This window comes from Anaerocolumna sedimenticola (assembly GCF_009931695.1).
Taxonomy (GTDB): Bacteria; Bacillota; Clostridia; order Lachnospirales; family Lachnospiraceae; genus Anaerocolumna; species Anaerocolumna sedimenticola.
Map to the genome: position 1 here is coordinate 4,627,278 of NZ_CP048000.1, position 22,299 is coordinate 4,649,576.

The 22,299-nt window shown below is 37.0% G+C and carries 15 protein-coding genes, 3 pseudogenes and 1 other annotated feature; of the genes and pseudogenes, 7 read left to right on the forward strand and 11 right to left on the reverse strand.

Going from position 1 to position 22,299, the window contains the following annotated elements; genetic code table 11:
* Window positions 1-8: 8 nt before the first annotated feature.
* Window positions 9-2,720, reverse strand: a complete 2,712-nt coding sequence (locus Ana3638_RS20605; protein WP_161839711.1) for a YfhO family protein — start codon at window positions 2,718-2,720, stop codon at window positions 9-11.
* A gap of 271 nt (window positions 2,721-2,991) precedes the next feature.
* Between Ana3638_RS20605 and Ana3638_RS20610 the strand changes: the two genes are divergently transcribed.
* The 4 genes and pseudogenes from Ana3638_RS20610 to Ana3638_RS26940 all read left to right on the forward strand — a co-directional run bounded on the left by Ana3638_RS20610 (window position 2,992) and on the right by Ana3638_RS26940 (window position 8,597).
* Complete coding sequence (locus Ana3638_RS20610; RefSeq protein ID WP_161839712.1) at window positions 2,992-3,516, forward strand: peptidylprolyl isomerase; 525 nt, start codon at window positions 2,992-2,994, stop codon at window positions 3,514-3,516.
* Between the two features lie 235 nt (window positions 3,517-3,751).
* Window positions 3,752-5,548, forward strand: a complete 1,797-nt coding sequence (locus tag Ana3638_RS20615; protein ID WP_161839713.1) for an aminopeptidase P family protein — start codon at window positions 3,752-3,754, stop codon at window positions 5,546-5,548.
* Between the two features lie 204 nt (window positions 5,549-5,752).
* Window positions 5,753-6,048 (forward strand) — a binding site (T-box leader).
* Window positions 6,049-6,213: 165 nt separating this feature from the next.
* On the forward strand, window positions 6,214-7,347 hold the full coding sequence (locus Ana3638_RS20620; protein WP_161839714.1) for a trans-sulfuration enzyme family protein: 1,134 nt from the start codon (window positions 6,214-6,216) through the stop codon (window positions 7,345-7,347).
* Between the two features lie 54 nt (window positions 7,348-7,401).
* A pseudogene (locus Ana3638_RS26940) lies at window positions 7,402-8,597 on the forward strand (MalY/PatB family protein).
* Window positions 8,598-8,808: 211 nt separating this feature from the next.
* On the opposite strand, the pseudogene pyrF reads toward Ana3638_RS26940, so the two are convergent.
* The 3 genes and pseudogenes from pyrF to Ana3638_RS20640 all read right to left on the reverse strand — a co-directional run bounded on the left by pyrF (window position 8,809) and on the right by Ana3638_RS20640 (window position 11,538).
* Window positions 8,809-9,731, reverse strand: a pseudogene (gene pyrF, locus Ana3638_RS20630) (orotidine-5'-phosphate decarboxylase).
* 29 nt (window positions 9,732-9,760) lie between these two features.
* Window positions 9,761-11,043: pseudogene (locus Ana3638_RS20635) on the reverse strand (dihydroorotase).
* Window positions 11,044-11,142: 99 nt separating this feature from the next.
* The gene (locus tag Ana3638_RS20640) at window positions 11,143-11,538 is read right to left on the reverse strand and encodes an NUDIX domain-containing protein (protein WP_161839715.1); all 396 of its coding nucleotides are present in this window, start codon (window positions 11,536-11,538) and stop codon (window positions 11,143-11,145) included.
* A 302-nt stretch (window positions 11,539-11,840) separates the two neighbouring features.
* On the opposite strand from Ana3638_RS20640, the gene Ana3638_RS20645 reads away from it, so the two are divergent.
* Window positions 11,841-12,092 (forward strand): hypothetical protein, encoded by a 252-nt coding sequence (locus Ana3638_RS20645; RefSeq protein ID WP_161839716.1) that lies wholly within the window; start codon window positions 11,841-11,843, stop codon window positions 12,090-12,092.
* A 459-nt stretch (window positions 12,093-12,551) separates the two neighbouring features.
* On the opposite strand, the gene Ana3638_RS20650 is transcribed toward Ana3638_RS20645, so the two are convergent.
* From Ana3638_RS20650 to Ana3638_RS20670, 5 genes are all read right to left on the reverse strand, one after another.
* Complete coding sequence (locus tag Ana3638_RS20650) at window positions 12,552-13,226, reverse strand: DUF3298 and DUF4163 domain-containing protein (RefSeq protein ID WP_161839717.1); 675 nt, start codon at window positions 13,224-13,226, stop codon at window positions 12,552-12,554.
* A gap of 89 nt (window positions 13,227-13,315) precedes the next feature.
* Entirely contained in the window at window positions 13,316-14,164 is an 849-nt protein-coding gene (locus Ana3638_RS20655; protein WP_161839718.1) for a sugar phosphate isomerase/epimerase family protein, read from the reverse strand.
* Window positions 14,165-14,384: 220 nt separating this feature from the next.
* Window positions 14,385-15,386, reverse strand: coding sequence for a Gfo/Idh/MocA family protein (locus Ana3638_RS20660; protein WP_161839719.1), 1,002 nt, complete (start codon window positions 15,384-15,386; stop codon window positions 14,385-14,387).
* Window positions 15,387-15,476: 90 nt separating this feature from the next.
* Window positions 15,477-16,649 (reverse strand): Gfo/Idh/MocA family protein, encoded by a 1,173-nt coding sequence (locus tag Ana3638_RS20665; protein WP_161839720.1) that lies wholly within the window; start codon window positions 16,647-16,649, stop codon window positions 15,477-15,479.
* A 176-nt stretch (window positions 16,650-16,825) separates the two neighbouring features.
* Window positions 16,826-17,584 (reverse strand): sugar phosphate isomerase/epimerase family protein, encoded by a 759-nt coding sequence (locus Ana3638_RS20670; RefSeq protein ID WP_161839721.1) that lies wholly within the window; start codon window positions 17,582-17,584, stop codon window positions 16,826-16,828.
* Window positions 17,585-17,786: 202 nt separating this feature from the next.
* On the opposite strand from Ana3638_RS20670, the gene Ana3638_RS20675 reads away from it, so the two are divergent.
* Window positions 17,787-18,632, forward strand: a complete 846-nt coding sequence (locus Ana3638_RS20675) for a helix-turn-helix domain-containing protein (protein WP_161839722.1) — start codon at window positions 17,787-17,789, stop codon at window positions 18,630-18,632.
* A gap of 161 nt (window positions 18,633-18,793) precedes the next feature.
* Window positions 18,794-20,179, forward strand: coding sequence for an MATE family efflux transporter (locus tag Ana3638_RS20680; protein ID WP_161839723.1), 1,386 nt, complete (start codon window positions 18,794-18,796; stop codon window positions 20,177-20,179).
* A gap of 114 nt (window positions 20,180-20,293) precedes the next feature.
* Here the strand turns inward: Ana3638_RS20680 and Ana3638_RS20685 are convergent, their stop codons facing one another.
* Window positions 20,294-20,911 carry a glycerol-3-phosphate acyltransferase gene (locus tag Ana3638_RS20685; protein WP_202621521.1) on the reverse strand — a complete coding sequence of 206 codons (618 nt, stop codon included), beginning with the start codon at window positions 20,909-20,911 and terminating at the stop codon, window positions 20,294-20,296.
* On the reverse strand, window positions 20,898-21,992 hold the full coding sequence (locus Ana3638_RS20690) for a glycosyltransferase (protein WP_161839724.1): 1,095 nt from the start codon (window positions 21,990-21,992) through the stop codon (window positions 20,898-20,900). The genes Ana3638_RS20685 and Ana3638_RS20690 overlap by 14 nt, the downstream gene beginning before the upstream one ends.
* Window positions 21,993-22,299: the final 307 nt, after the last annotated feature.

The window sequence follows — 22,299 nt, forward strand, 5'->3', positions numbered from 1 at the left end:
CATCTCCTTTAATCATAGTTTTTCCCTGATTTTGTCTTTTTTATCAAGTTAAATATAATAATACAGAAAAAAACAAACCACCCGGTAACCGATATTGCAACTCCTGCTTTCAGATAAGGTGTTTCATAATACAGTTTAATATCATTTGTGCCGGCCTCCAGCTCCAGTGCCATATACATAACGTTTGCCTGTATAAGTTCCTGCTTTTTACCATTCACGTAAGCTGTCCATCCTTTATTATAAGGAATCGACAAGCACAGTATCGAATCCTTATTGGAATTAACCGTACCGGTTATCTGATTGGTTTCGACTTTAATATTATAAAGTGCACCTGACTTTCTATCTTCCACCTGCTTCCCATAATTGCTCATGGGTAAAGCATACGCTTCTATACCGTCTAACTGAAAGATACCTGTTTGGGGAAAAGTCAATACACAGGATCTCTTTGCTTCCTTTTCATATCCCAGGTTCACCAAATAATCTTCTTTGCCAAAATAAGCATTATTTCTCACCGATCTGGTATTTACGGTTTTATTTACATCGTTCTCGTTTTTAATGTAAAAGTTCATGGCATACAAATCCGCATTTAGATTGAAATTTTCGAGCCGCAGATAGGTTTCTGAATCTTTCACCCCGTCAAAATATACTTTAATCTTTGCTCCGGGTTTTTGAACATTTAATAAATTCCCTTCATAGGATATCCCTTTTCCATAATGAACAGATATGGGAATCTTCTTTGATAAAAAGCTTATTTGATTTCCTGTAACATTTCCGGATTCATACTCAGATGGCAATATGCCCGTAAATCTTTCAGCGGGTTCTTCCAGGACAACTGCCTGCAGCATAACCTCCTGCTTTTGTATTGCATTTAAACTTTCATACACATCCCTGGTTATATATTTGTCATAGTTATACCCCAAGGGTAATGCATATTGATTTGCAAATATATAATAGGTTTTATCATTAAATTTTTTCTCCGATAACAATTTATATCCATATGGCACGGCAGCTTTATGTGGGGTAATCATATATTTTACCCCTGCCAACGTACCAATTCCTGTGCGGAAATCTAAATTGTCAAACCGGTATGCAGTTTTCTGGCTTACTAGTTCTAAACCTTTCATATACTCCGCTGTTCTTTTATCCATAATGCTGAAATACCCGCTTACATCATGATAGCCTAACGTAAGCGCTTCATTAATCCATTTATCGCCATAGGTTTCTACACGGTAAAAAGAATCGTCCTGAATACCGGAGATAAGGCTGACTGCCGAATTACGTATGGATTTATCAACTTTACCCGAAGCAATGAATTCATTTACATAATTACCAAATCTTCCGGAATAAGTCATGTATCCGTTTACAGCCAGGTTACAGAATACCAGCGAAAAAATTACCATTCTCTGAAGATATGTGGATTTTTTGTAACGATTAAAAAATAGAATGCAAAAAACCGTGACACATAAAATAAGAAATGCGAGCAGGATATACCAACTAGGTTTTATCAGCCCTGCAACTCCATATAGAACCGTACCAACCAATAAAATGATTTTATCCAGCCTTTTTAATTGGAACAATTCATCATAAACCGACACAACTATAAATGCCAGTAGAAAGCTGTAACCAAATTCCCAGCGGTTACAGACATAAGACATGCCGTTCATAAGATATCCGATAAAAGGCAACATAAGACTGATGGTTGCAATTATAAATCCAATCATCAGTTCCCTGTACTTTCTGTTACGGAATACCATCCATACGGCCGCAGGGACTATTGCTGCAAAGGTGCACTGAGTCCAAAATCCCGGTGAAATATTAGGAGCTATAAAAGAATCAATCATTAATAAATAATATCCTAAATTATAATGTATCAAATTCACCTGATATCCGCTGTTAAAACGGCCGTTACCCGCAAATGCAGCAAGGACGGGCAACAGGATAAAGGCTGCCATAACCACACCTAAAGTATAATACAGGCCTGCCCGCAAAGATGTCCTTAAAAATAATTTCCAGACCGATTCATCCGTGTTTTTGTTATAAGTATAAAAAAAACGGATGAATGCATATATTATAACTAAAATTGTCAGCATATAAAAAAAGTAAAAATTACTTAAAGCACTGATACAGGTCATAACGACAAACAGATACGGTTTTTTCTTTTGTATTATGAGATCCACACCAATAAAAAGAAGCGGCAGGTAGATCATCGGATTTGTAAAATATGGGTGCCTGGTTCCGGCATAAAAAACATATCCGCAAAATATATAAATTAATCCTCCAAGAACGGAAGAAAAGCTCTTTTTTTTCATGTAAATACAATACAATAGAAAGCTTATTCCGGATAAATATAATCTTAAGATTATGAGGAAACGATACATACTTTCCATATTGCTTTCCTTGCCAAATATGGTCAGCAAGGTAAGCGGATCCCCGATTGCATAATAATTTAATGTCGTAAGTGTATCAAACCCCATACCCACATTAAAGTCCACCATAGGAATTTTTCGGCCCCCAACCAGGTCCTTTAGAAGGTTACCATAATAAACCAGTACAGGATAATGCTGATTTATACCATCCATATTCCATATAAATGATTTACCGTTTGACCAAAAAGGATAATATACAATAAACTGTAATAATAGAAAAGCTGCTGTAAAAGGTAATATATATTTATAGAAATAATTTTTCAGAATAGTATTCTTCTTAGATAAAACCATCATTAATTTTAATACTCCTTTATTCCATAATCCTCTTCTATATTATACCACCGTGTTTAAAATATAATCGAAAATAAAGAATCTTCATATAACTAAATTAATTTCAATAAAATTATTTTTAGAATCAATGAATAACAAAATATAGTTTACGTAAATTATATGTAAATTTAAGATCAATAACTGATAGAATATTTAATAATTTAATTAGACACCCAACATAATATATGTTATAATTGTCCAATGTAAACATTTGACTTTAGAAAGGATAAAAAAAATGGCAGAGAAAAATCCTATAGTAACAATCGAAATGGAAAATGGCGATGTAATGAAAATTGAACTTTATCCGGACATTGCCCCTAATACTGTTAAGAATTTCATTTCATTAGTTCAGAAAAAGTTTTATGATGGTATTATTTTTCACAGGGTTATACGTGGGTTTATGATTCAGGGAGGAGATCCTGAGGGTACCGGTATGGGAGGTCCCGGTTACCAGATTAAAGGTGAATTCTCTTATAATCACTTTGAAAACAACCTAAAACATACTGCTGGTGTAATTTCCATGGCAAGATCACAAATGCCTGATTCAGCAGGATCTCAATTCTTTATTATGCATAAAGATTCCCCTCATTTGGATGGTTCTTACGCAGCTTTTGGTAAAGTGATTGAAGGTATTGAAGTTGTTAACAAAATAGCTGAAACAAAAACAGATTATTCCGATCGTCCGCTGGATCCACAGGTAATGAAATCCGTAACGGTTGAATTATTTGGTGAAACATACGACGAACCGGAAAAACTTTAATATATAGTCAGATATAATTTACAGATTTGCGACATAACTGCCGGAACCACGCATTTATGTCGCTTTTTAACCTTACAAGTAAGTTCCCTGCTCACAAAGCATAAGTCTATGCAGGAGTTAGGGACTTCCTTGTTTCAGTCGAAGTTTATGCACCGGCTGAAATACCTGCGTAGCAGGTATAAGGTTAGAGCCAAGTAGCGTAGCGGACCTAAAATATCCGCGTAAGGAGGATAACATGATAAAGGAAAGAATCCAGCATTTAAGAGCATTAATGGCTGAAAATCAAATGGATGCCTATATTATCCCTACTTCTGATTTCCACGAATCAGAATATGTGGGGGATTATTTTAAGGCAAGAAAGTATATGTCCGGTTTTACCGGTTCCGCAGGCACTTTAGTGGTTACTTTAACGGAAGCCGGTCTTTGGACAGACGGAAGGTATTTCATACAGGCCGCAAGACAACTGTCAGATACGGGAATCACCCTTTATAAGATGGGTGAAGAAGGGGTTCCAAGTATTGAAGAATTTTTATTGGATAAATTACAACAGAATGGAACACTAGGTTTTGATGGACGTATTATCAATGCTAAATTTGGTTTAAAGCTAAAAGAAAAATTGCAGGTGAAAAATATAGCCATAAAATATGATAAAGACTTGGTTGACAGCCTATGGACTGATCGTTCTGCACTTTCAAAAGAACCGGCATTTTTATTAGAAGAAAAATATTCCGGCAGATCCACAGCTGATAAATTACAGGATGTCAGAAATGAAATGAAAAAGTCAGGAGCAACCGTTCATATTATTACAACTTTGGATGATATCGCTTGGCTCTTTAATATCAGGGGGAATGATATTACTTATAATCCGGTAGTTTTATCCTATGCCGTTATTACTCTGGAACATGCTTATTTATTTCTGGATCAGGATAAGTTATCTGTTGATATTAGAGAAAAATTATCGTCGGATCAGGTTGAATTAAAGAATTATGCGGATATTTATACCTTTGTTACGAGTCTTTCATCCCAGATGTCCGTACTGCTTGATTCCAAGAAAGTAAACTATGCTATATATAAAAATCTCAATCCGGAAATCAATATAATTGATGCCGCCAACCCCACTGTTCTTTTTAAGGCAATGAAAAACCCGGTTGAGATAGAGAATTTAAGAAAAGCACATATCAAAGACGGCGTTGCTTTTACTAAGTTTATGTATTGGCTGAAAACCCAAATCGGTAAAATAGAAATAACTGAAATCAGTGCCAGTGACTATCTGGAAGATTGCCGCAGAGAACAGGACGGGTTTATTGAATTAAGTTTTGATACCATCTGCGCATACAAAGCAAATGCTGCCATGATGCACTACTCTGCTAACCAGGACAGCAATGCAGTTTTGAAACCGGAGGGATTATTATTAGTGGATTCCGGCGGACAATACTATGAGGGAACAACTGATATTACCAGAACCATGGCTCTTGGAGAAATCAGTGATGAACTGAAAAAACACTTTACCGCAGTATTGCGAAGCATGTTAAATCTGGCAGATGCGAAATTCCTGCACGGCTGTATCGGTATGAATCTGGATATATTAGCAAGAGGACCTATCTGGGATATGAATCTGGATTATAAGTGCGGAACAGGTCATGGTGTCGGTTATCTTCTTAATGTACACGAAGCCCCGAATGGTTTCCGCTGGAAGAAGGTACCGGAAAGGGATGATGGCTGCGTACTGGAGGAAGGTATGGTTACAACGGATGAACCCGGTGTTTATATCGAGGGCAGCCATGGAATCCGAACAGAAAATGAACTGGTCTGCCATAAGGGCGAGAAAAATGAATATGGCCAGTTTATGTACTTTGAACATATAACGTTTGCTCCTATCGATTTAGATGCTGTGGATGTCTCCTTAATGTCACCTGCTGAAATAAAAAGATTAAACGATTATCATAGGGAAGTATACGAAAAGATTTCACCTTATCTTACTCAGGAAGAAAAAGACTGGTTAAAAGTATATACACGAGCTGTTACATTATAAATCATAAGTAGGTTCATTATTAACTACCCGCTTAATCAAAACCTCTCATTGATTTAAAATATACTGGCTAACTTTATACACTATGAATAATTTTAAGGTAATCCGTTAATTTATAGAAAAGACAAAGTTAATATTTTTTAATATAATTATTTTAATCTGTTGACATTGTATTATTTCTTTGCTATACTTTTATCAATTTCATACTAAAACACTAGGAATGAGAGAGTAAGTGATTAAAAGTCTTACAGAGAGCTTTTGGCGGTGGGAAAAAGCAGATGAAAAATGACTGAATATGGCTCAGGAGTGGCGGTTTGAACTGCAATACATTTTTTTATATTAGCTTAGTTAAAGTTTGAGACTGTATTGCATTTAGAATTCGACAGGATTGCCTGTTACAGCAAGCGAGTATAATTAGGTTTCTAATATCGTACTCTTAGAGGTCTGTTACAGTGATGTACGGATAAATTGAAGTGGTATCACGGGTTTTACTCGTCTTCTTATATAAAGAAGACGAGTTTTTTTGTATAAAGAAAATGAATTTAGATTAATTTTTTTGTATAACGAAAGATTACCCCCGCAATTATATTAATGTACTCCAGGCCTGCCTATCAGTAACCAAGAGACACAGCATTTGTTATAAAAACAGAAATTAAGGAGGAAAAAATATGGACATATCAACACTTTGTATACATGGAGCAGATAATAATACCCATAATACCGGAGCTGTCAGCGTACCAATCTATCAATCGGCGACATTTGCCCACCTGGACGTTGGTAAAAGTACAGGTTATGACTACTCCCGTCTGCAAAATCCCACCAGAGAGTATCTGGAAAAGGTGATGGCTAATTTGGAACAGGGTACCGATGCTTTGGCTTTCTCAACGGGAATGGCTGCAATTACTGCCCTTATGGAACTCTTTTCCATTGGAGATCACATTATAGCTTCCGGTGATTTATACGGTGGAACGGTTCGGCTATTTGAACATATCTCCCGTAAGAACGGTCTTAAATTTGATTATATAAATACATCAGACCTGGATGCTGTTCGAGGCCTGATTCACCCAGATACAAAAGCGATCTATATTGAATCACCGACAAATCCCATGATGCAGGTAACCGATATTACCGCTGTCTGTGAAATTGCAAAAACTTTTGGCCTCCTGGTCATTGTTGATAATACTTTCCTGACTCCTTATTACCAGCAGCCTCTTGTATTAGGCGCTGACATTGTTGTGCACAGCGGAACCAAATATCTAAGCGGTCATAATGATACTTTAGCCGGCTTTTTAGTTACTAAGAATGAAGATTTATCTGAAAGACTTCGTTTTATATATAAAACCACCGGAGCCTGCCTCTCTCCCTTTGACAGCTGGTTATTAATTCGAGGAATAAAAACCCTCGCCGTACGTATGGACCGTCAGCAGGAAAATGCGGTCAAGCTAGCAAATTGGCTAACCACCCAGAAAAAGGTAAACAAAGTATTTTATATAGGTCTGCCTGACCATCCCGATTACGCGGTTTCCACAAAGCAGGCATCGGGTTTCGGATCCATGATATCCTTCGAAGTTGACAGTGAAACAACTGCCATCCAATTGTTGGAGCGGCTTCAATTAGTTCTCTTTGCAGAAAGCCTTGGTGGTGTGGAAACCTTAATTACCTACCCAATGCTTCAGACTCACGCGGATGTTCCTATGGAAGAACGGCTGGAAAGGGGTATTAATGACTGTTTACTGCGTCTTTCCGTAGGCCTTGAAAATGCAGACGATCTTATAGCTGATTTTGAACAAGCATTAAATTAGTAAACGATTTACCTAAATGAAATGGACGATATTATGAAATGGGAGGCATAGAAAATGGCATATAATTTTAATTTAGTAGTTGACAGGAAAAATACTAACTCCTTAAAATATGATTTTGCTGTAGAAAGGGGTAAAACTGCTGACATATTACCTCTATGGGTTGCAGATATGGATTTTCCCACGGTACCGGAAGTTACGGAAGCTCTGGTAAAAGCCAGCCGTCATGGGATTTTTGGTTATACGGAAGTTAAGGAAGACTATTTTAAGGTACTTCGCAACTGGTTTTCTTCCCATTACCACTGGGATATTGAACGTAAATGGCTTGTCAAGACACCAGGAGTTGTTTTTGCTATTGCTATGGCTATACGGGCATTCACAGAAAAAAACGATACCGTCTTAATACAAAGGCCGGTTTACTATCCTTTTTCCGAAGCCATTGAAAGTAATGAAAGAGTGCTCATAAATAATCCTCTGGTTTATGAAAATGGAAAATATCATATGGATCTTAATGATTTTGAAGAAAAAATCATTAAAAATAACGTTAAATTATTTATTTTATGTAACCCTCATAATCCGGTGGGAAAGGTATGGACCAAAGATGAGTTAATACAGCTGGGTGATATCTGCGTAAAGCATAATGTATTGGTCGTATCCGATGAAATCCATGCGGACTTTATCTATCCCGGACATGAACACCTGAATTTTGCCAGCTTAAAACCGGAATTTTTCGCTGGAACCATCACTTGTACTGCCCCAGTAAGACCTTTAATCTGGCAGGTCTACAGGTATCCAATGTAATAATCGGAAATCCTGAATTAAAATCGGCTTTTAAAACAGAAATTGTAAAATCCGGTTACAGCCAGTTAAATACCATGGGATTAATCGCATGTCAGGCAGCCTATGAATACGGAGATGTTTGGCTTCAGGAATTAAAAGAATATTTATATGGGAATTTAATATATGTAAAAAACTTTTTAGAAGAAAATATTCCGGAGGTTAAGTTAATCGACCCGGAAGGCACTTATCTGGTATGGATTGATTGTAACAAATTAGGCCTGTCAGCAGAAGAATTGGAAGACCTAATCGTAAAAAAAGCAAAACTCTGGCTGGATGCCGGAACTATGTTTGGACCGGAAGGACTTGGTTTTCAGAGAATTAACATAGCATGCCCAAGAGAGACTTTATCCCTGGCTTTAACCCAGTTAAAGGTTGCTATAGAGGAATTAAAAAATGTAACTGCATTTTCTTAATGAATTTAAAACCGGAAGAAACACGCTTTGCGAATTTCTTCGGTTCGCGTGCGCGTTCGAATTATTACAAGCAAGCTTGCTAATTCTCACTTTGCTTTCGCGGAAATGAAAAATCCGTGGCACCATTATTACAGGTTACCACGGATTCTTATAGCTGGGGATATAAATTTACTTTTATGAAATTATTTGTTTAAACTGCACTTTTATGAAATCACTTGCTTAATGCTCCCATAATATCTTCTCTCATATCAATAACAGCCTGTCTGGATGCATCAGCATAAGCAGCCGGTCCGAACTTTTCATAAGCGGCTTGTTTATACGCGGCGATAATACCACGAGAGGAATTTACGATAGCCCTAGACCATCCTTATTAAAGTAATGAACCAGATCTTCTCCTTTACCGCCCTGAGCACCGTAACCGGGTACTAATATATAGGTTTTCGGCATAATCTTTCTTAAAATTTTACCCATTTCAGGATAGGTTGCTCCTACAACTGCACCAACATAGCTGTACTGATCTCCCATACATTTCTCTCCCCATTCGGCAACTTTCTCTCCCACTAATTCGTAAAGAGGACGTCCGCCGATTAACTGATCCTGAAATTCACCGCTGGAGGGGTTGGATGTTTTAACAAGAATAAATAATCCTTTCTTTTCTTCCTTACATACATCGATAAACGGTTCCACACCGTCGGATCCCAAATAAGGATTTATAGTAGCAAAATCTTCATCAAAACCACAATAAGTATTACCTCCTACTTTTACTTTACCTAAATGTCCGGTGGCATAAGCGGCTGAAGTTGAACCGATATCCCCTCTTTTTATATCACCGATCACTACCAAATCCTTTTCCTTACAGTAATCTACTGTTTTCTTAAAAGCAATTAAGCCTTCAATTCCAAATTGCTCATACATTGCTATCTGGGGTTTAACAGCCGGTATCAGGTCATACGTAGCATCTACGATTGCTTTATTGAACTCCCAGATAGCTTGTGCAGCACCGGCTAAAGTCTCACCTTTTTCCTGATAAGCTTTCTCTTTCACATGATCCGGGATATAAGATAACATAGGATCTAATCCAACAACAATTGGTGCCTTGCTTTGTTCAATCTTCTTAATTAATTTGTTAATCATATTAATCCTCCGCTGATATTTTATTCTTATCATTTATATTTATCCTTAAATACAATTTTACCGTTAACGATTGTAAGCTTTATCCGGCCGACAACTTCTTTCCCATGAAACGGCGTATTCTTTCCTTTAGAAGCAAATTCACCAGCATCAATCTTATATTTCTCGTTGGGATCCGCAATTACAATATCAGCTGCTTTTCCGACTTCCAGCGTACCCTTATCAATTCCTAAAACCTTAGCCGGATTAAAGCTCATCTTTTCCACCATCTGCATAGGTGTTAAATAACCTTGCTTAACCAATTCCGTCATCGTTAAAGCAAATGCCGTTTCTAAGCCTACAATTCCAAATGGCGCATCCAATATGGATTTTGCTTTTTCTTCTGCACTATGGGGGCATGATCGGTTGCTATCACATCCATAATATTATTCTTAAGCCCTTCTTTTAAAGCCTTTATATCCTCTCTGCTTCTTAACGGTGGATTCATTTTATAATTAGCATCATCTCCGGTTATCTCATCATCAGCCATGGAAAAATGGTGAGGGCAAACTTCGCCGGTAACAGGTAACCCGCTTTCTTTAGCCATTTTTATAAACATTACGCTGTCCTTGGTAGAACAGTGGCACAGATGAAGTCTTACCCCTGTTTCTTTCGCTAACAGAATATCCCTGGCAGCTATAATATCTTCCACCGCATTACTGATTCCCGGCATACCAAGTTCTCTGGATTTTTTGCTTTCATTCAGTACACCAATACCCGCCAAATCTTTATCTTCGCAGTGAGCAAACACGGGGATACCCGCCTTTTTCGCTTCTATCATGGCACTTTGGTACAAAGCAGTATTCATGACAGATTTGCCATCCTCACTGACAGCAACGGCTCCGGCAGAAACCATTCCTTTCATATCGGATATCTCTATCCCAGCCTGCCCTTTCGTAACTGCGCCGATAGGAAGAACATGAACTACCGCAACTTCCTCTGCTTTCTTTACAAGCTTTTCAACCATTTGCTTACTGTCGATTGCAGGTTTGGTATTGGGCATGGGACATATAGTAGTATAACCGCCTCTGGCAGCGGCCATTGAGCCCGTTGCAACCGTCTCTTTGTATTCATAGCCGGGTTCCCTTAAATGTACGTGGAGATCTATAAAACCGGGCATGACATAGTACCCTTTCGCGTCAATTACCTGTTCTGCTATCGTATTAATATTTGTTTTAATTTCCTTAATAATACCATTTTCTATAAGCAGATCAGATAATCCTTCCGTTCCTGTTGCCGGATCTAACAGATACCCATTTTTAATCAATATTGACAATTTTATTCTCCTTTCATTGGTTGATTACATAGGATTTACCTGATTGATTACACACAATGACGTCCGGCAAGCCGAACGTCGTAAGTTTTAAATATGAAATTATAATTCTGCTTTTTCAATATCTGCCATTACGGCTTTATTACTGATATAATTACCGATATCCTCTTTGGTAACCCATTTATAACTGTTAAGCTCTTCGCTAAGAACTACATCGTCTCTGGTACTCATACATAAAAAGCTGATTCCGATATTGCAAACATCTCCCACCATGAAAGACCAGGTGTAAAGAATGCGGTTAACATATACGGATAAACCGGTAGTTTCAAATATTAATCTGAGAACACCTTTTTCAGGATTTTCACCGAATTCTAATTTTCCGTCAATAAATTCCCATTGATAAGGATCAACGATTCTATCATCATACCATTTTTCAACCAGTAAGTATTTATCCTCATATTGAACAATACCTTTCACCATTATTTTGTACTTTTCCATAGGCTTCCTCCTTGAATACGCAGTAAACTCCATCTTTTTAAATTTTGTTCTGTTACTCTATAATCCCCCAGAACAAATTTTATTATAATTTTATCTTCATTATTATAACGTAACTGCAGCGTGAATACAACAGCTTGATTGTTTTATATGTAATATTTTCTAGCATATTTCTTAATCCCTTCGTAAAAGATATTAATAATGTCTATATCTTTTGTAAAGACTTCTATTCCTTTTGTGTGTAGATTATTACTTTATAAAACAACAATACCGGATGATGTATCGGTAAATATTAGGAGGTAATTATGGATAATCCCAATGGTATTAATGCATTTCCCAATGGTTTAAGCACTTTTCCAAATGGTATAGCTACGGGCTTAACGGGCTTTCCCCCTGCTATAGGTAATTTAATCAATGAAGATTTGGGAGCAAGACACTATTATGATAATATGGATGATGCCCATAAAGCAGAATTGCTCCGAAATGCTAAGGATTTTCAGTCCCAGGAAGAATTAGAACGATATCTGTATCATATTGAAAATGATGAATTCAGATAATGCAGTTTATCAGCGTACAATTAAGGATTTTATAAGACGTTTGCCGGAGGCGGGCGTCTTTATTTTTTTCATGTAACAATTAAGTAATACTTATTTAATATATTGTTAATATTTCCTTAATAACCATTACTTACTTGTATAAACCTGACATAACATATGTTATAATGAAGATGTTCTAGAACAAACATAAACATCCGATTATCGTATGTCTTATGTTATCAATATAAAGGAGGATAAAAAAAATGTGTTTCAAATACTTTAATTATTCTGAGCTACTTAACTTTATCCGAAACAATTTTTGTATTAACTAATTAATGACCCTAAAAACGAATCATGTAAAAACATACGCCTGATAAGGGCTATCAACTTATGATATAAGAAAAACCTGTCATAGATTCAAAGAATTTTTTTGAGTTTATGACAGGTTTTTTATTTAGCCGAAAACAATGCTTTTTTCGGTTAGCAGCTCGGCTCTGCACCCTTTGAATATGGAATAGTAAATGTCTGAATCCCGCTTGCATAAGGAGCAATCTCATAAAGCTGATAATATATAACTACTCCTTCGTTGGATAAATAAAAATTCTTTGCATTAAAATTCTCTTTTACCAGATCGGCATAGTCATCAAAGAACATGGTGTTATCATTTTTCCTTTCACCTTTTATCATATGAATGATATCCTGCTGTATCGATTCCGTATAATTTTCCTTATCCGGGAAGAAATCCCTCAATTCCATACGGGTACCTTTTTGCAGATCCCAGGTATCCGAACTGCGATAGGTCATTCCGTGGGCTCCCCCTGTATATTCATACCTGTCAAAATATAAGCTTAAAGTACAGTTTTTGTTATAGGTTACATGAAACTCCACATATACTTCATACTCATGAACAGGAAAATCATTTGCTATGGAATTTTCATAATCATCCATAGCCATCTGATACAGTTTCATAACTTGGGTTCTGCGGTACATAGAAGCTTCTGCTTTATAAAATAAATTTAATTTAGTAACAAATAACTTAAATTTATCAGAGACAAATTTGGGATATTTAATTGTATAAGTCAGAATTAAATGCCCTTTATAATACATATCTTTTTTAATCTTATGTTCATTTACTGTTAGGGTATAAGATGTCAATGAAAAACCCCCCGTCAATATCATCTAAGATAACATATGCCACCGGATTCTATCATGTTCATATTCTTCTTATACCCTAATAAAGTTAATCAATTTTCTGACAATATTTTTTGAAGTGCCTTATAAGCAATTTGAAAGGCAACCTCCCCATCCGTAAGTGTACGTTGTTTCGAATTCTTCTCCAGAGACTTTAGTGCTGCAAATTCTGCCAGATGCGGCTCTAAACTTAAGTATCCGTTATAACCGCTTTTATCCAGTTCCTTTAGAATCTCCTGTACATTACCGTCCCCTTCTCCGGCCGGAACCACTTCCCCGGTTTCTAAAACCGCATCTTTTATATGGATATATTCAATATAAGGTTTTAAAAGTTCATATGCTTTCAGAGTTTCCTGCCTGCATTGTACAAAATTTGCAAAGTCAAAGGTACATTTAAAATTATCACAGTAAAATGTTTTAAGAAGTTTAAAACACCTTGGTGCAATATCTCCGTAAATATCTTTCTCATTTTCATGAAGTAGAATTATGTTATGTATTTTGGCATAATCAATCATACGTTTTGTCCGGTTTAAAACCTCATCGTAATAAATCTCAGGATCTTCCCCTTTCGGAATATAGAAACTGAACATCCGGATATAAGGTGTTTCAAACAATTTGGCAATTTCAACAACTTTTTTATACACTTCAAAATGAGGCTCAAAATCATCTGTAATCATGATCTTGCCAATAGGTGAGCCAATTGCTGAGATGCGAATGTTATTTTCCGAAAGATATTTCTTAAGTTCCTTTCCTTCTTCCAATGAATAATCCGCTACATTTTTTCCATTAGCACTGCGGAATTCAATATATTTTATTCCTAATTCCTGCAGCTGCTTAACCTGTACCTTAATATCGGTATGGATTTCGTCTGCAAATCCTGTTATAATCGTATTTTCTAACATAATACCTCTTTTCCGAATTCGTTGATAGATTGAACTATATTTATTCAAGTTTTTTATGTTTCTTATCAAGTAATTTAAATAGTTTCATTTATATATATTATTTGTAAGGCCGGAAGAAACACGCTTTGTGAGTTTCTTCGGTTCACGTGCGCGTTCGAATTATAGCAAGCAAACTTGCTAATTCTCACTTTGCTTTCGCGGAACCGTTCATACTCCTATACTATCGTATGAATACCTCTTTACCGGTTCTTGCCGATTCGTATGTTCCCAGCATAAGTAATATGGTCTCGTTTAAATGTTTTAAGTCGAGGGAAAATGGATGGTTCTTTTCAATGCTGTTATAAAAATCAGTGATACAATCCATATGTCCGGCACCCCAATAACTTTTACCAAGATTGGTTTTATGTTCTAACTGTAATTTTTTTCTTTCGCCGTCTTTATAATAGCAGGTTACTTCAAGGTCCTCGATACGTATGGTCATATTCTCACAGGATAATTCGATAAGCGGAGGTACATCTGCACAATATGCCGTGGTAGCATAAAAACAGGCAACCTTATCGTCTTCAAAGCGAAGATAAGCTTCCATCATATCTTCCACTTCGATAATTCCTTTTAAATGATGATTCGTCATGGTTGCATCAACCGATATGGGAGTTCCCAACAGATAAGTTAGCAAATCCAAAGTATGTATAGACTGATTAATCAGAGCTCCTCCACCCTCCGTGGCAAGGCTTCCCCTCCAGCCGCTCTCCGTGTAATATTCTTTAGATCGGCTCCAGGTTACAATACCTCTGGCTCCGTTAACCTTACCGGTTTCACCTGAGGTTATCATCTTTTTTACCTGTATAATACTGGGGTTATACCTGTTTTGAAAACAGATACCTAATCTTTTAGCACTTTTAACCGTCTTTAATTCTTCTAATTGACTACCGGAGATTACGGGAGGTTTTTCCATAAATACATGAATACCTCTCTCCAAGGCATAAACCGCCATTGGAACATGCAAATAATGAGGGGTACAGATATGAAGTACATCAATTTTTTCCTTATCTAGCATCTCTTCCAAGGTACTGTAAGCATTTCCCCCATATTGATTTGCAAAATGCCCTGCTCTTTCCGGTTTGATATCTGCATAGGCAGTCATATCAAGATTTTTTAACTGGTGAATACATTCGGCATGCACTTTAGCTATACCGCCGCATCCTACAATAGCCGTTTTCATTTTAACACCTATTACATAACACAACTGCAAGCAGCTGTGATACTGTACCTACCTTTCTATTATTACCTGGCCAGCTGTCTGATTCATTTATTATTTTTTCTCCGAACCATAACTGCTTTCCGTGTTATAAACTGTTTCTTTAACATTTTTCTTAAGTTTGGAATCTGCACGTCGTTTATTTAATTCAGTTAAAAATAATTCTTCATCAAAAGGAAGCTCTACCGGCTTATTAATCCAGCTGGATAAATGCATGGCATTTGATAAAGTCAATCCGTTAATTCCCTCTGTACCCTCTGCTACCAGTGGAGTACCGTGTAGTATTTTACCCGCAAAAGCATTTAAAACACCAACGTGCTGAGGATTTTTACCGTCAGTTTCTAAAATAACATCATGTCCTTCCGGTTTCTTAAACCCTTCCGTAGCAGAATAACAATATTCTCTTTCACTGGTTTCTAATTCAAATAAAGTTAATTTATCTTCTTCACAAACCAGCTTACCCTTTTCTAAGGTTATTTCAAAACGGTTTGTACCCGGTGCATCACCGGTTGTGGTAACAAATACACCCGTTGCTCCTCCCGGGTATTCCAGATAAGCGGTTACATCATCTTCCACTTCAATATCGTGCCATTTACCATTATGGCAAAAAGCCTGCACTTTATTTGGCATACCGCAGATCCACTGCAGCAAATCCAGATTGTGAGGGCATTGGTTTAATAAAACTCCGCCCCCTTCCCCCTCCCAGGTTGCTCTCCATTCCCCGGAATTATAATAAGCCTGTGTCCGGTACCAGTCCGTTATAATCCAGTTGACCCGTTTTATGGCACCCAGCGTGCCTCCATGAACAAGTTCGTACATTTTGCGGTAAACATGATTGGTTCTTTGGTTAAACATCATGGCAAATACCAGGTTTGACTTGGCTGCTGCTTCATTCATCTGGCGAACCTGTTTGGTATAGACTCCTGCCGGTTTCTCACTTAATGCATGCTGCCCATATTCCAAAGTTTTCATTACAAGTCTTGGATGGTCATAATGGGGTGTTGCAACAATAACGGCATCACATACCTTAGCTTCTATTAAAACATCGCCGTTCTCAAATATCATCACTGATTCAGGCAGATTTTCTTTTGCCCAGTTTCTTCTTGATTCTTTCAGATCTGCAACCGCAATCAGCTCCATTTCAGGAACCTGATTACTTAGCAGGGTATTGCAATGGCCGCTCCCCATATTGCCGATTCCGATGATTCCTACTTTTACCTTATCCATGTATTTTCTCCTTTACTATTGATAATCGATAGGTAATTGCAAAACTATATAGTTTTTCGAATATACCATACAATTGATACGAATTTCAGAGCTTCAGTTGCCCTATGGGCAAGATTCAGCTCTGAAATTGCATTAATTGCATGGTATAATGTGCAGTAATGATATTTCATAATTACCTATCGATAGCCTAAGTTTCTTAAATTGTCATAGCTTAATTTTAAGCAGTCGAAGGGACTGCCCTGGCAGGTATCCTGCTCAACCAGCAGATATTCGCAGTTGGTCTGTTTCAGCTTATCTAAAATAGCTCCGAAATTTATATTTCCCTCCAGAACCGGAGCCATAACGGGTGTCCCGTTTACAACTGCCATATCTTTTAAATGTACACAGGATAACCGGTCCTTTAGAACTTCAATCCACTGACATACATCACCACCGGCAGCCTGAACCCAGTAGGTATCCAGAGTAATCCCCATCTCCTCCGGTGAGAAAGCTTTAAGCAGATAATCAATAAGATACTTACCGTTAAATTTTTCGAATTCAAAATGATGATTATGATACATAAATAACTTTCCTGCTGCAGCTATTTTTTTCGCAGGTTCTTTAAAATCCTCTGCAAAATGGGATACCCAGAAAGGTGTCCGGTATTTTTCCGGCATGGATCCAAGTCCGATATAGTTACATCCCATAATATTATGTTCCTTGATTAAGTTCTCCGTATCATAGAGTATACGGTTAACATCACTGTGGGTCAGAACAATTTCCAAAGAAAGGCTGTCGCAGATTTCCTTAATTTTGGATGGGGAGATATCTTTGCCGATACCGGATATCTGAACTGTTGTATACCCCATTTCAGCAATCTTTTTTGCAGAAAAATAAAAATCCTTTTCATTCTGAATATAATTCCTTACAGTATATAGTTGTGCTCCCAGTTTCAATAGAATCAACCTTCCTTACGTTTTATTATGCTTTTATTGTAGAAATAATTCAGATAAAATACCATTGCAAATAAGAACATTCATATTGCAAATATAGCGATACTAAACTATACTGAAATAGGTAATAGTGAAACTGTTTTACTTTCTGAATAACCTTGTTTCACAATAACTATCTCTAAAAAATAAAAAGGTGGATAAAGTAATGGGGATTTTAGCAGAAATAAAAACGGACAGGGTTATGTTCAGCTATACGGAAAGCGAAGAAACAAACAAAGATTATTACCTTCATTGCCATAATTATTATGAATTGTATTATTTTATTGACGGGGATGTTGATTATCTGGTTGAAGGAAGGCAGTATCATCTCACTCCCCACAGTATTCTTTTGCTAACTCCTAATGTCTTTCATGGAGTGAAAGTAAATTCTACAAAGCCTTACCTGCGGTTAGCCCTGCATTTTCTTCCCGATATTCTGTCAATGGAGCGGAGGCATTTATTACTTTCTTCCTACCCCGCTATGGAAAAACATTCTGAGAAAAAAGTATATTATCAGGACCCGGAACAATACCGGATTTATTCCTTTTTTGAATCTTTAATTGAATGCTCCAAATTGGAGCCGGAATTACAAAAAGAACTGCTTCCCATTTACATGGAAGCACTGTTATCCCAGGTAACTGTTATGAGCCACTTAATACAAAGTGATTCAGGCAATGGAAGCAGCCCTAACACCATATCAAAAATAATTGCTTATCTGAATCAGCATCTGACCGACTCCATAACTCTGGACAAAATTTCGGAGGAATTTTATATCAGCAAGCATCATTTAAACAAAGTATTCCGGAAAGCCACCGGAACTACGGTCGGTGATTATCTGCTGCACAAAAGGATTATTTACGCGCAGCAGCTGTTAATTAACGGACACACTGCATCTGATGCAGCATCCGAATCAGGCTTCGGAGACTATTCTGCCTTTTACCGGGCATATTCTAAGATAATCGGACACTCTCCTTTACAGGACAGAGGTGTGCTGCCTTCTTTAGTGAAATAATCTCCTAAATTATCCTTTATTTATATCTACTCCCAGAATATTACATATCTATAATCTTGAATCTATACTTGACTCTAAAATCCAATAAGAGTATAATCGTTTTTCGTAACGCTTCTACATATGGATTTTGTTACCACTTTAACAATCTGGCAGGTGATATTATGAGTTTTTTAAAGCAAAATATTGAACAAAGACGTGATCTTATCTTAAATGGCCGAGTCTCCACGACCATAATGCTTCTTTCCGTACCATCTCTTATGATGGGCGTAATACAATCTGTTATACCGGTTATTGATGGTTTATTCTTAAATAATATCGTCGGTACCGTCGCCGCAAGTGCTGTTACCTACTCTGCTCCTATCGTTAATATGGCTGCGGCATTAGCTCAAGGATTAAGTGTAGCAGGAATGGCTATTATAGGTCAGGCCAACGGAAAAGGAGACTTTGAAGCTGGTCGGCGTATTTCAACACAAATGATTGTTTTTTCATTTTTATTAGGATTTCTCTTAGCACCGGTTCTTATCGTATCCGCTTTTATTGCTTCCGGACATGTAACTCCGGAAATTTCCAAAGATGTATTCCTATATCTTTCTCTAAGTGCCAGCGTTCTGCCCTTTTCATTTATGGAATCCATTTATAACTCAATTAAAAATGCCAGCGGTAAACCTGAAGACACCTTTATTAGAATGGTATTCATGCTGATATTAAAAGTTATCTTTAATGCCCTGTTTATTGCTGTATTCCGTTGGGGTATCGTAGGTTCCGTACTAGCTTCTCTGGCCTCCAATGTACTAATTACTTCCTGGATGTATTATGAACTGTTTATAAAAGCAAGCGGTGACCGCCTTGTATTAACCGGCTTTAAATTTGACCGGCGGATTATAAGAGATCTTATACATATCGGCTTTCCCTCTATGCTTTCCAGTATTATGTTAAATCTTGGTTTCTTACTGATTAATAACGAAGTCGAGAAATACGGTGCAATCGTCTTAAACGGACAAGGTATAGCTAACAATATAACCTCTGTATGCTTTATCCTGCCCTCCTCTTTCGGTTCCTCTGTTACCACCATGGTAAGTATGAATATCGGAGCCGGACAAAGTAAAAAAGCGAAAACTTCCTGTCTGGTTGGGTGTATTATCAGCGCAATAACAGCTATTATATTAATTGCCATTATTGTTCCGTTATCTTCAAGAATTACCGTTTTGTTTACCCGCTCAAAAGATGTGTTGGAAATAGCTGATAAAGCCTTACATATCTATACTTATTCCGTTGTCGGCTTTGGTATCTGTATGGTTCAGTTGGGAGCTTTCATAGGCCTCGGGCGAACCAAGATTACTTTGGTAATCAGTATACTTCGTGTATGGCTGCTGCGGTATGTGTTTATATTGGCGACTGAACACTTCCTGGGCTTTTATTCCGTATTCTGGGGCAATCTCTTCTCCAATTACATGGCTGCTTTGATTACTACTATATTAATACTGAGGGTAAACTGGGTCTCTTCCATTCCTCAGGAAATGAAAATAAAAAACGCATCCGGTTCATAAAAATATCCATTAACTAGGATAAAGAAGTAATTTCAATATGCAAAATGGGATAAATTTCCCAGTTAAGAATTTATCTGTGAAATTTATCCCTAAGCAAATTTATACTTTAAAAAACTACATTTCTTTCCAAAAACGGTATAACTTTCTTCTGTTAGCATATAGAAATATAATCAGATTTCCGAGCCATACCCCCATATAATAACCCTGTAATCCAGATACCTTTAGACAGATTCCCATAATCAGCATTCCGTAAACTACCATCACTCCATCTGCATCTGAAGAAATGGGTTTCCTCTTACTAATACTTCCTGCCAATATTTTGATAATTGCTAATAAAATAGCAAATGTTAAGGAAACTTTAAATCTTGATATGGCACTCCATACTCCAAATGTTACAGCAATGGCTTTCCCGCCTTTAAACTTGGTAAAAGCAGGGAATACATGACCGAATATCGGGGCAAGTGCTACCGGTACTAGCTTATAACCATTAATAATGCCAGATTCATAAAATAATACCAGGGGCAGATAACCTTTCATAAAGTCCAGCAGTACACCCAATAATCCCATTTTATAACCGGCAGCATGCCACAAATTAAATGCACCCGGATTACCGTCACCAATGGTTTTTAAATCTTTTTTTACTGCAATCCCCAGCCAATAGGAAAACATAAGCGAACCGCAAAGATACTCAATCAGAATGAATAACAATAGTATAAGATTATTTTCTCCCAACCTTAACCTGCCTTCCTTTCCATGTTACGCTTCCGATAATAGCCACCTGATAATAGGAATATAAAATTATAACGATAAAAAATATGGTTGATATGAAATGTAATACAGGTACTAATCTCCCGTATTCTCCGCTGTATTTCAGGAAATAAAAAATCTGCAGGGTAAAAAGGATATATCCTATTAAAAACGGTGTGGCATAAACATTTCCCAGGATCATCAAAACCGGAGTAACAAATTCAGCTGCCACTAATCCAACAAACCACAATCCTATCCATATAATCGTGAGAGGACGAAGATTGGCGGTGCTCAGTACAGCACCTTTACCAAAACCCTGTAATTCACTCTGAATACCACCGGGATACATCCGGAAAGATACGTTATTAAATCCGATAAAATTATGAACGGGTATTCCGGCACCAGTTAATTTTTTGCCTAAATTAAGGTCATCTAATACTTCCGACTTCACACTGTCATGGCCTTCTATTTTACTATAATCTTCTCTGGTCATAACGATACAGGAACCATATAGACCTTTCTTTTTGCTGTATTGTTCAAAAGGTGAGGTAAACGCCAATACCCCCAGAAGGTAAGGAATAAGGGATAATCTTTCATAAAATTTCCGTGTCTTATGATATGGTACAACTGAAATTGCACCGCCTGAAACAGTTCTGGTAAATAATAAAGTCTCCAGTGCTTTTGGTTCCAGTCTTACATCCGTGTCAAGAAATACTAATGTATCACCGGATGATTCTTTCACACCATTCCAAAGTGCCCATGACTTTCCCGTCCATTTGTCAGGTAATTCCGTACTCTTTATTACTTTCACTCCATAGCTGGTAGCAATCTCATAAGTCTTATCCGTAGACATATCATCAACCACAATAATTTCAAATGGTTCTATCGATTGTGATTTTAAAGAATCCAGAAGAAACGGTAAATTATCTTCTTCATTTCTGGCGGGTATAATAACGGATACTTTACTATGCATTTTTGTTTGGTATTCAGGATTTTTAAGCAGAATTTTTGAAAAAAGAACATAGCCACACATGCAGGAACAAACTAATAAAATCACGATTAACATAATAGTCATCCCCTTTTCCTTAATATGGAATCTATGGAAATATTTATTAATTATATTATAAGCTTTTGGCAAAAATAGTCAATCACAATTGTTTTTAAAACCGAAAGAAACAAGCTTTACGAGTTTCTCCGTTTCCCGTGCCCGTTGGAATTATTGCAAGCAAGCTTGCTAATTCTCACTTTGCTTTCGCGGAAATAAAAATCCCCGGCCATATAAAACCGGGGAAATTCCATGTCAGAAATCAGCTGAATTAATTATAACCCTGTCTGCCACTATTGTCTGCTTTCATAGGATATAACTTACTATA

Excerpts from the sequence above, each read along its gene's own strand:
- Ana3638_RS20665 (WP_161839720.1), bottom strand. The coding sequence starts at position 16,649 with ATGGATAAGGTAAAAGTAGGAATCATCGGAATCGGCAATATGGGGAGC.
- Ana3638_RS20620 (WP_161839714.1), top strand. The coding sequence starts at position 6,214 with ATGGACATATCAACACTTTGTATACATGGAGCAGATAATAATACCCAT.
- Ana3638_RS20675 (WP_161839722.1), top strand. The coding sequence starts at position 17,787 with ATGGGGATTTTAGCAGAAATAAAAACGGACAGGGTTATGTTCAGCTAT.
- Ana3638_RS20615 (WP_161839713.1), top strand. The coding sequence starts at position 3,752 with ATGATAAAGGAAAGAATCCAGCATTTAAGAGCATTAATGGCTGAAAAT.
- Ana3638_RS20605 (WP_161839711.1), bottom strand. The coding sequence starts at position 2,720 with ATGATGGTTTTATCTAAGAAGAATACTATTCTGAAAAATTATTTCTAT.
- Ana3638_RS20690 (WP_161839724.1), bottom strand. The coding sequence starts at position 21,992 with ATGTTAATCGTGATTTTATTAGTTTGTTCCTGCATGTGTGGCTATGTT.
- Ana3638_RS20680 (WP_161839723.1), top strand. The coding sequence starts at position 18,794 with ATGAGTTTTTTAAAGCAAAATATTGAACAAAGACGTGATCTTATCTTA.
- Ana3638_RS20655 (WP_161839718.1), bottom strand. The coding sequence starts at position 14,164 with ATGTTAGAAAATACGATTATAACAGGATTTGCAGACGAAATCCATACC.
- Ana3638_RS20660 (WP_161839719.1), bottom strand. The coding sequence starts at position 15,386 with ATGAAAACGGCTATTGTAGGATGCGGCGGTATAGCTAAAGTGCATGCC.
- Ana3638_RS20645 (WP_161839716.1), top strand. The coding sequence starts at position 11,841 with ATGGATAATCCCAATGGTATTAATGCATTTCCCAATGGTTTAAGCACT.
- Ana3638_RS20610 (WP_161839712.1), top strand. The coding sequence starts at position 2,992 with ATGGCAGAGAAAAATCCTATAGTAACAATCGAAATGGAAAATGGCGAT.
- Ana3638_RS20640 (WP_161839715.1), bottom strand. The coding sequence starts at position 11,538 with ATGGAAAAGTACAAAATAATGGTGAAAGGTATTGTTCAATATGAGGAT.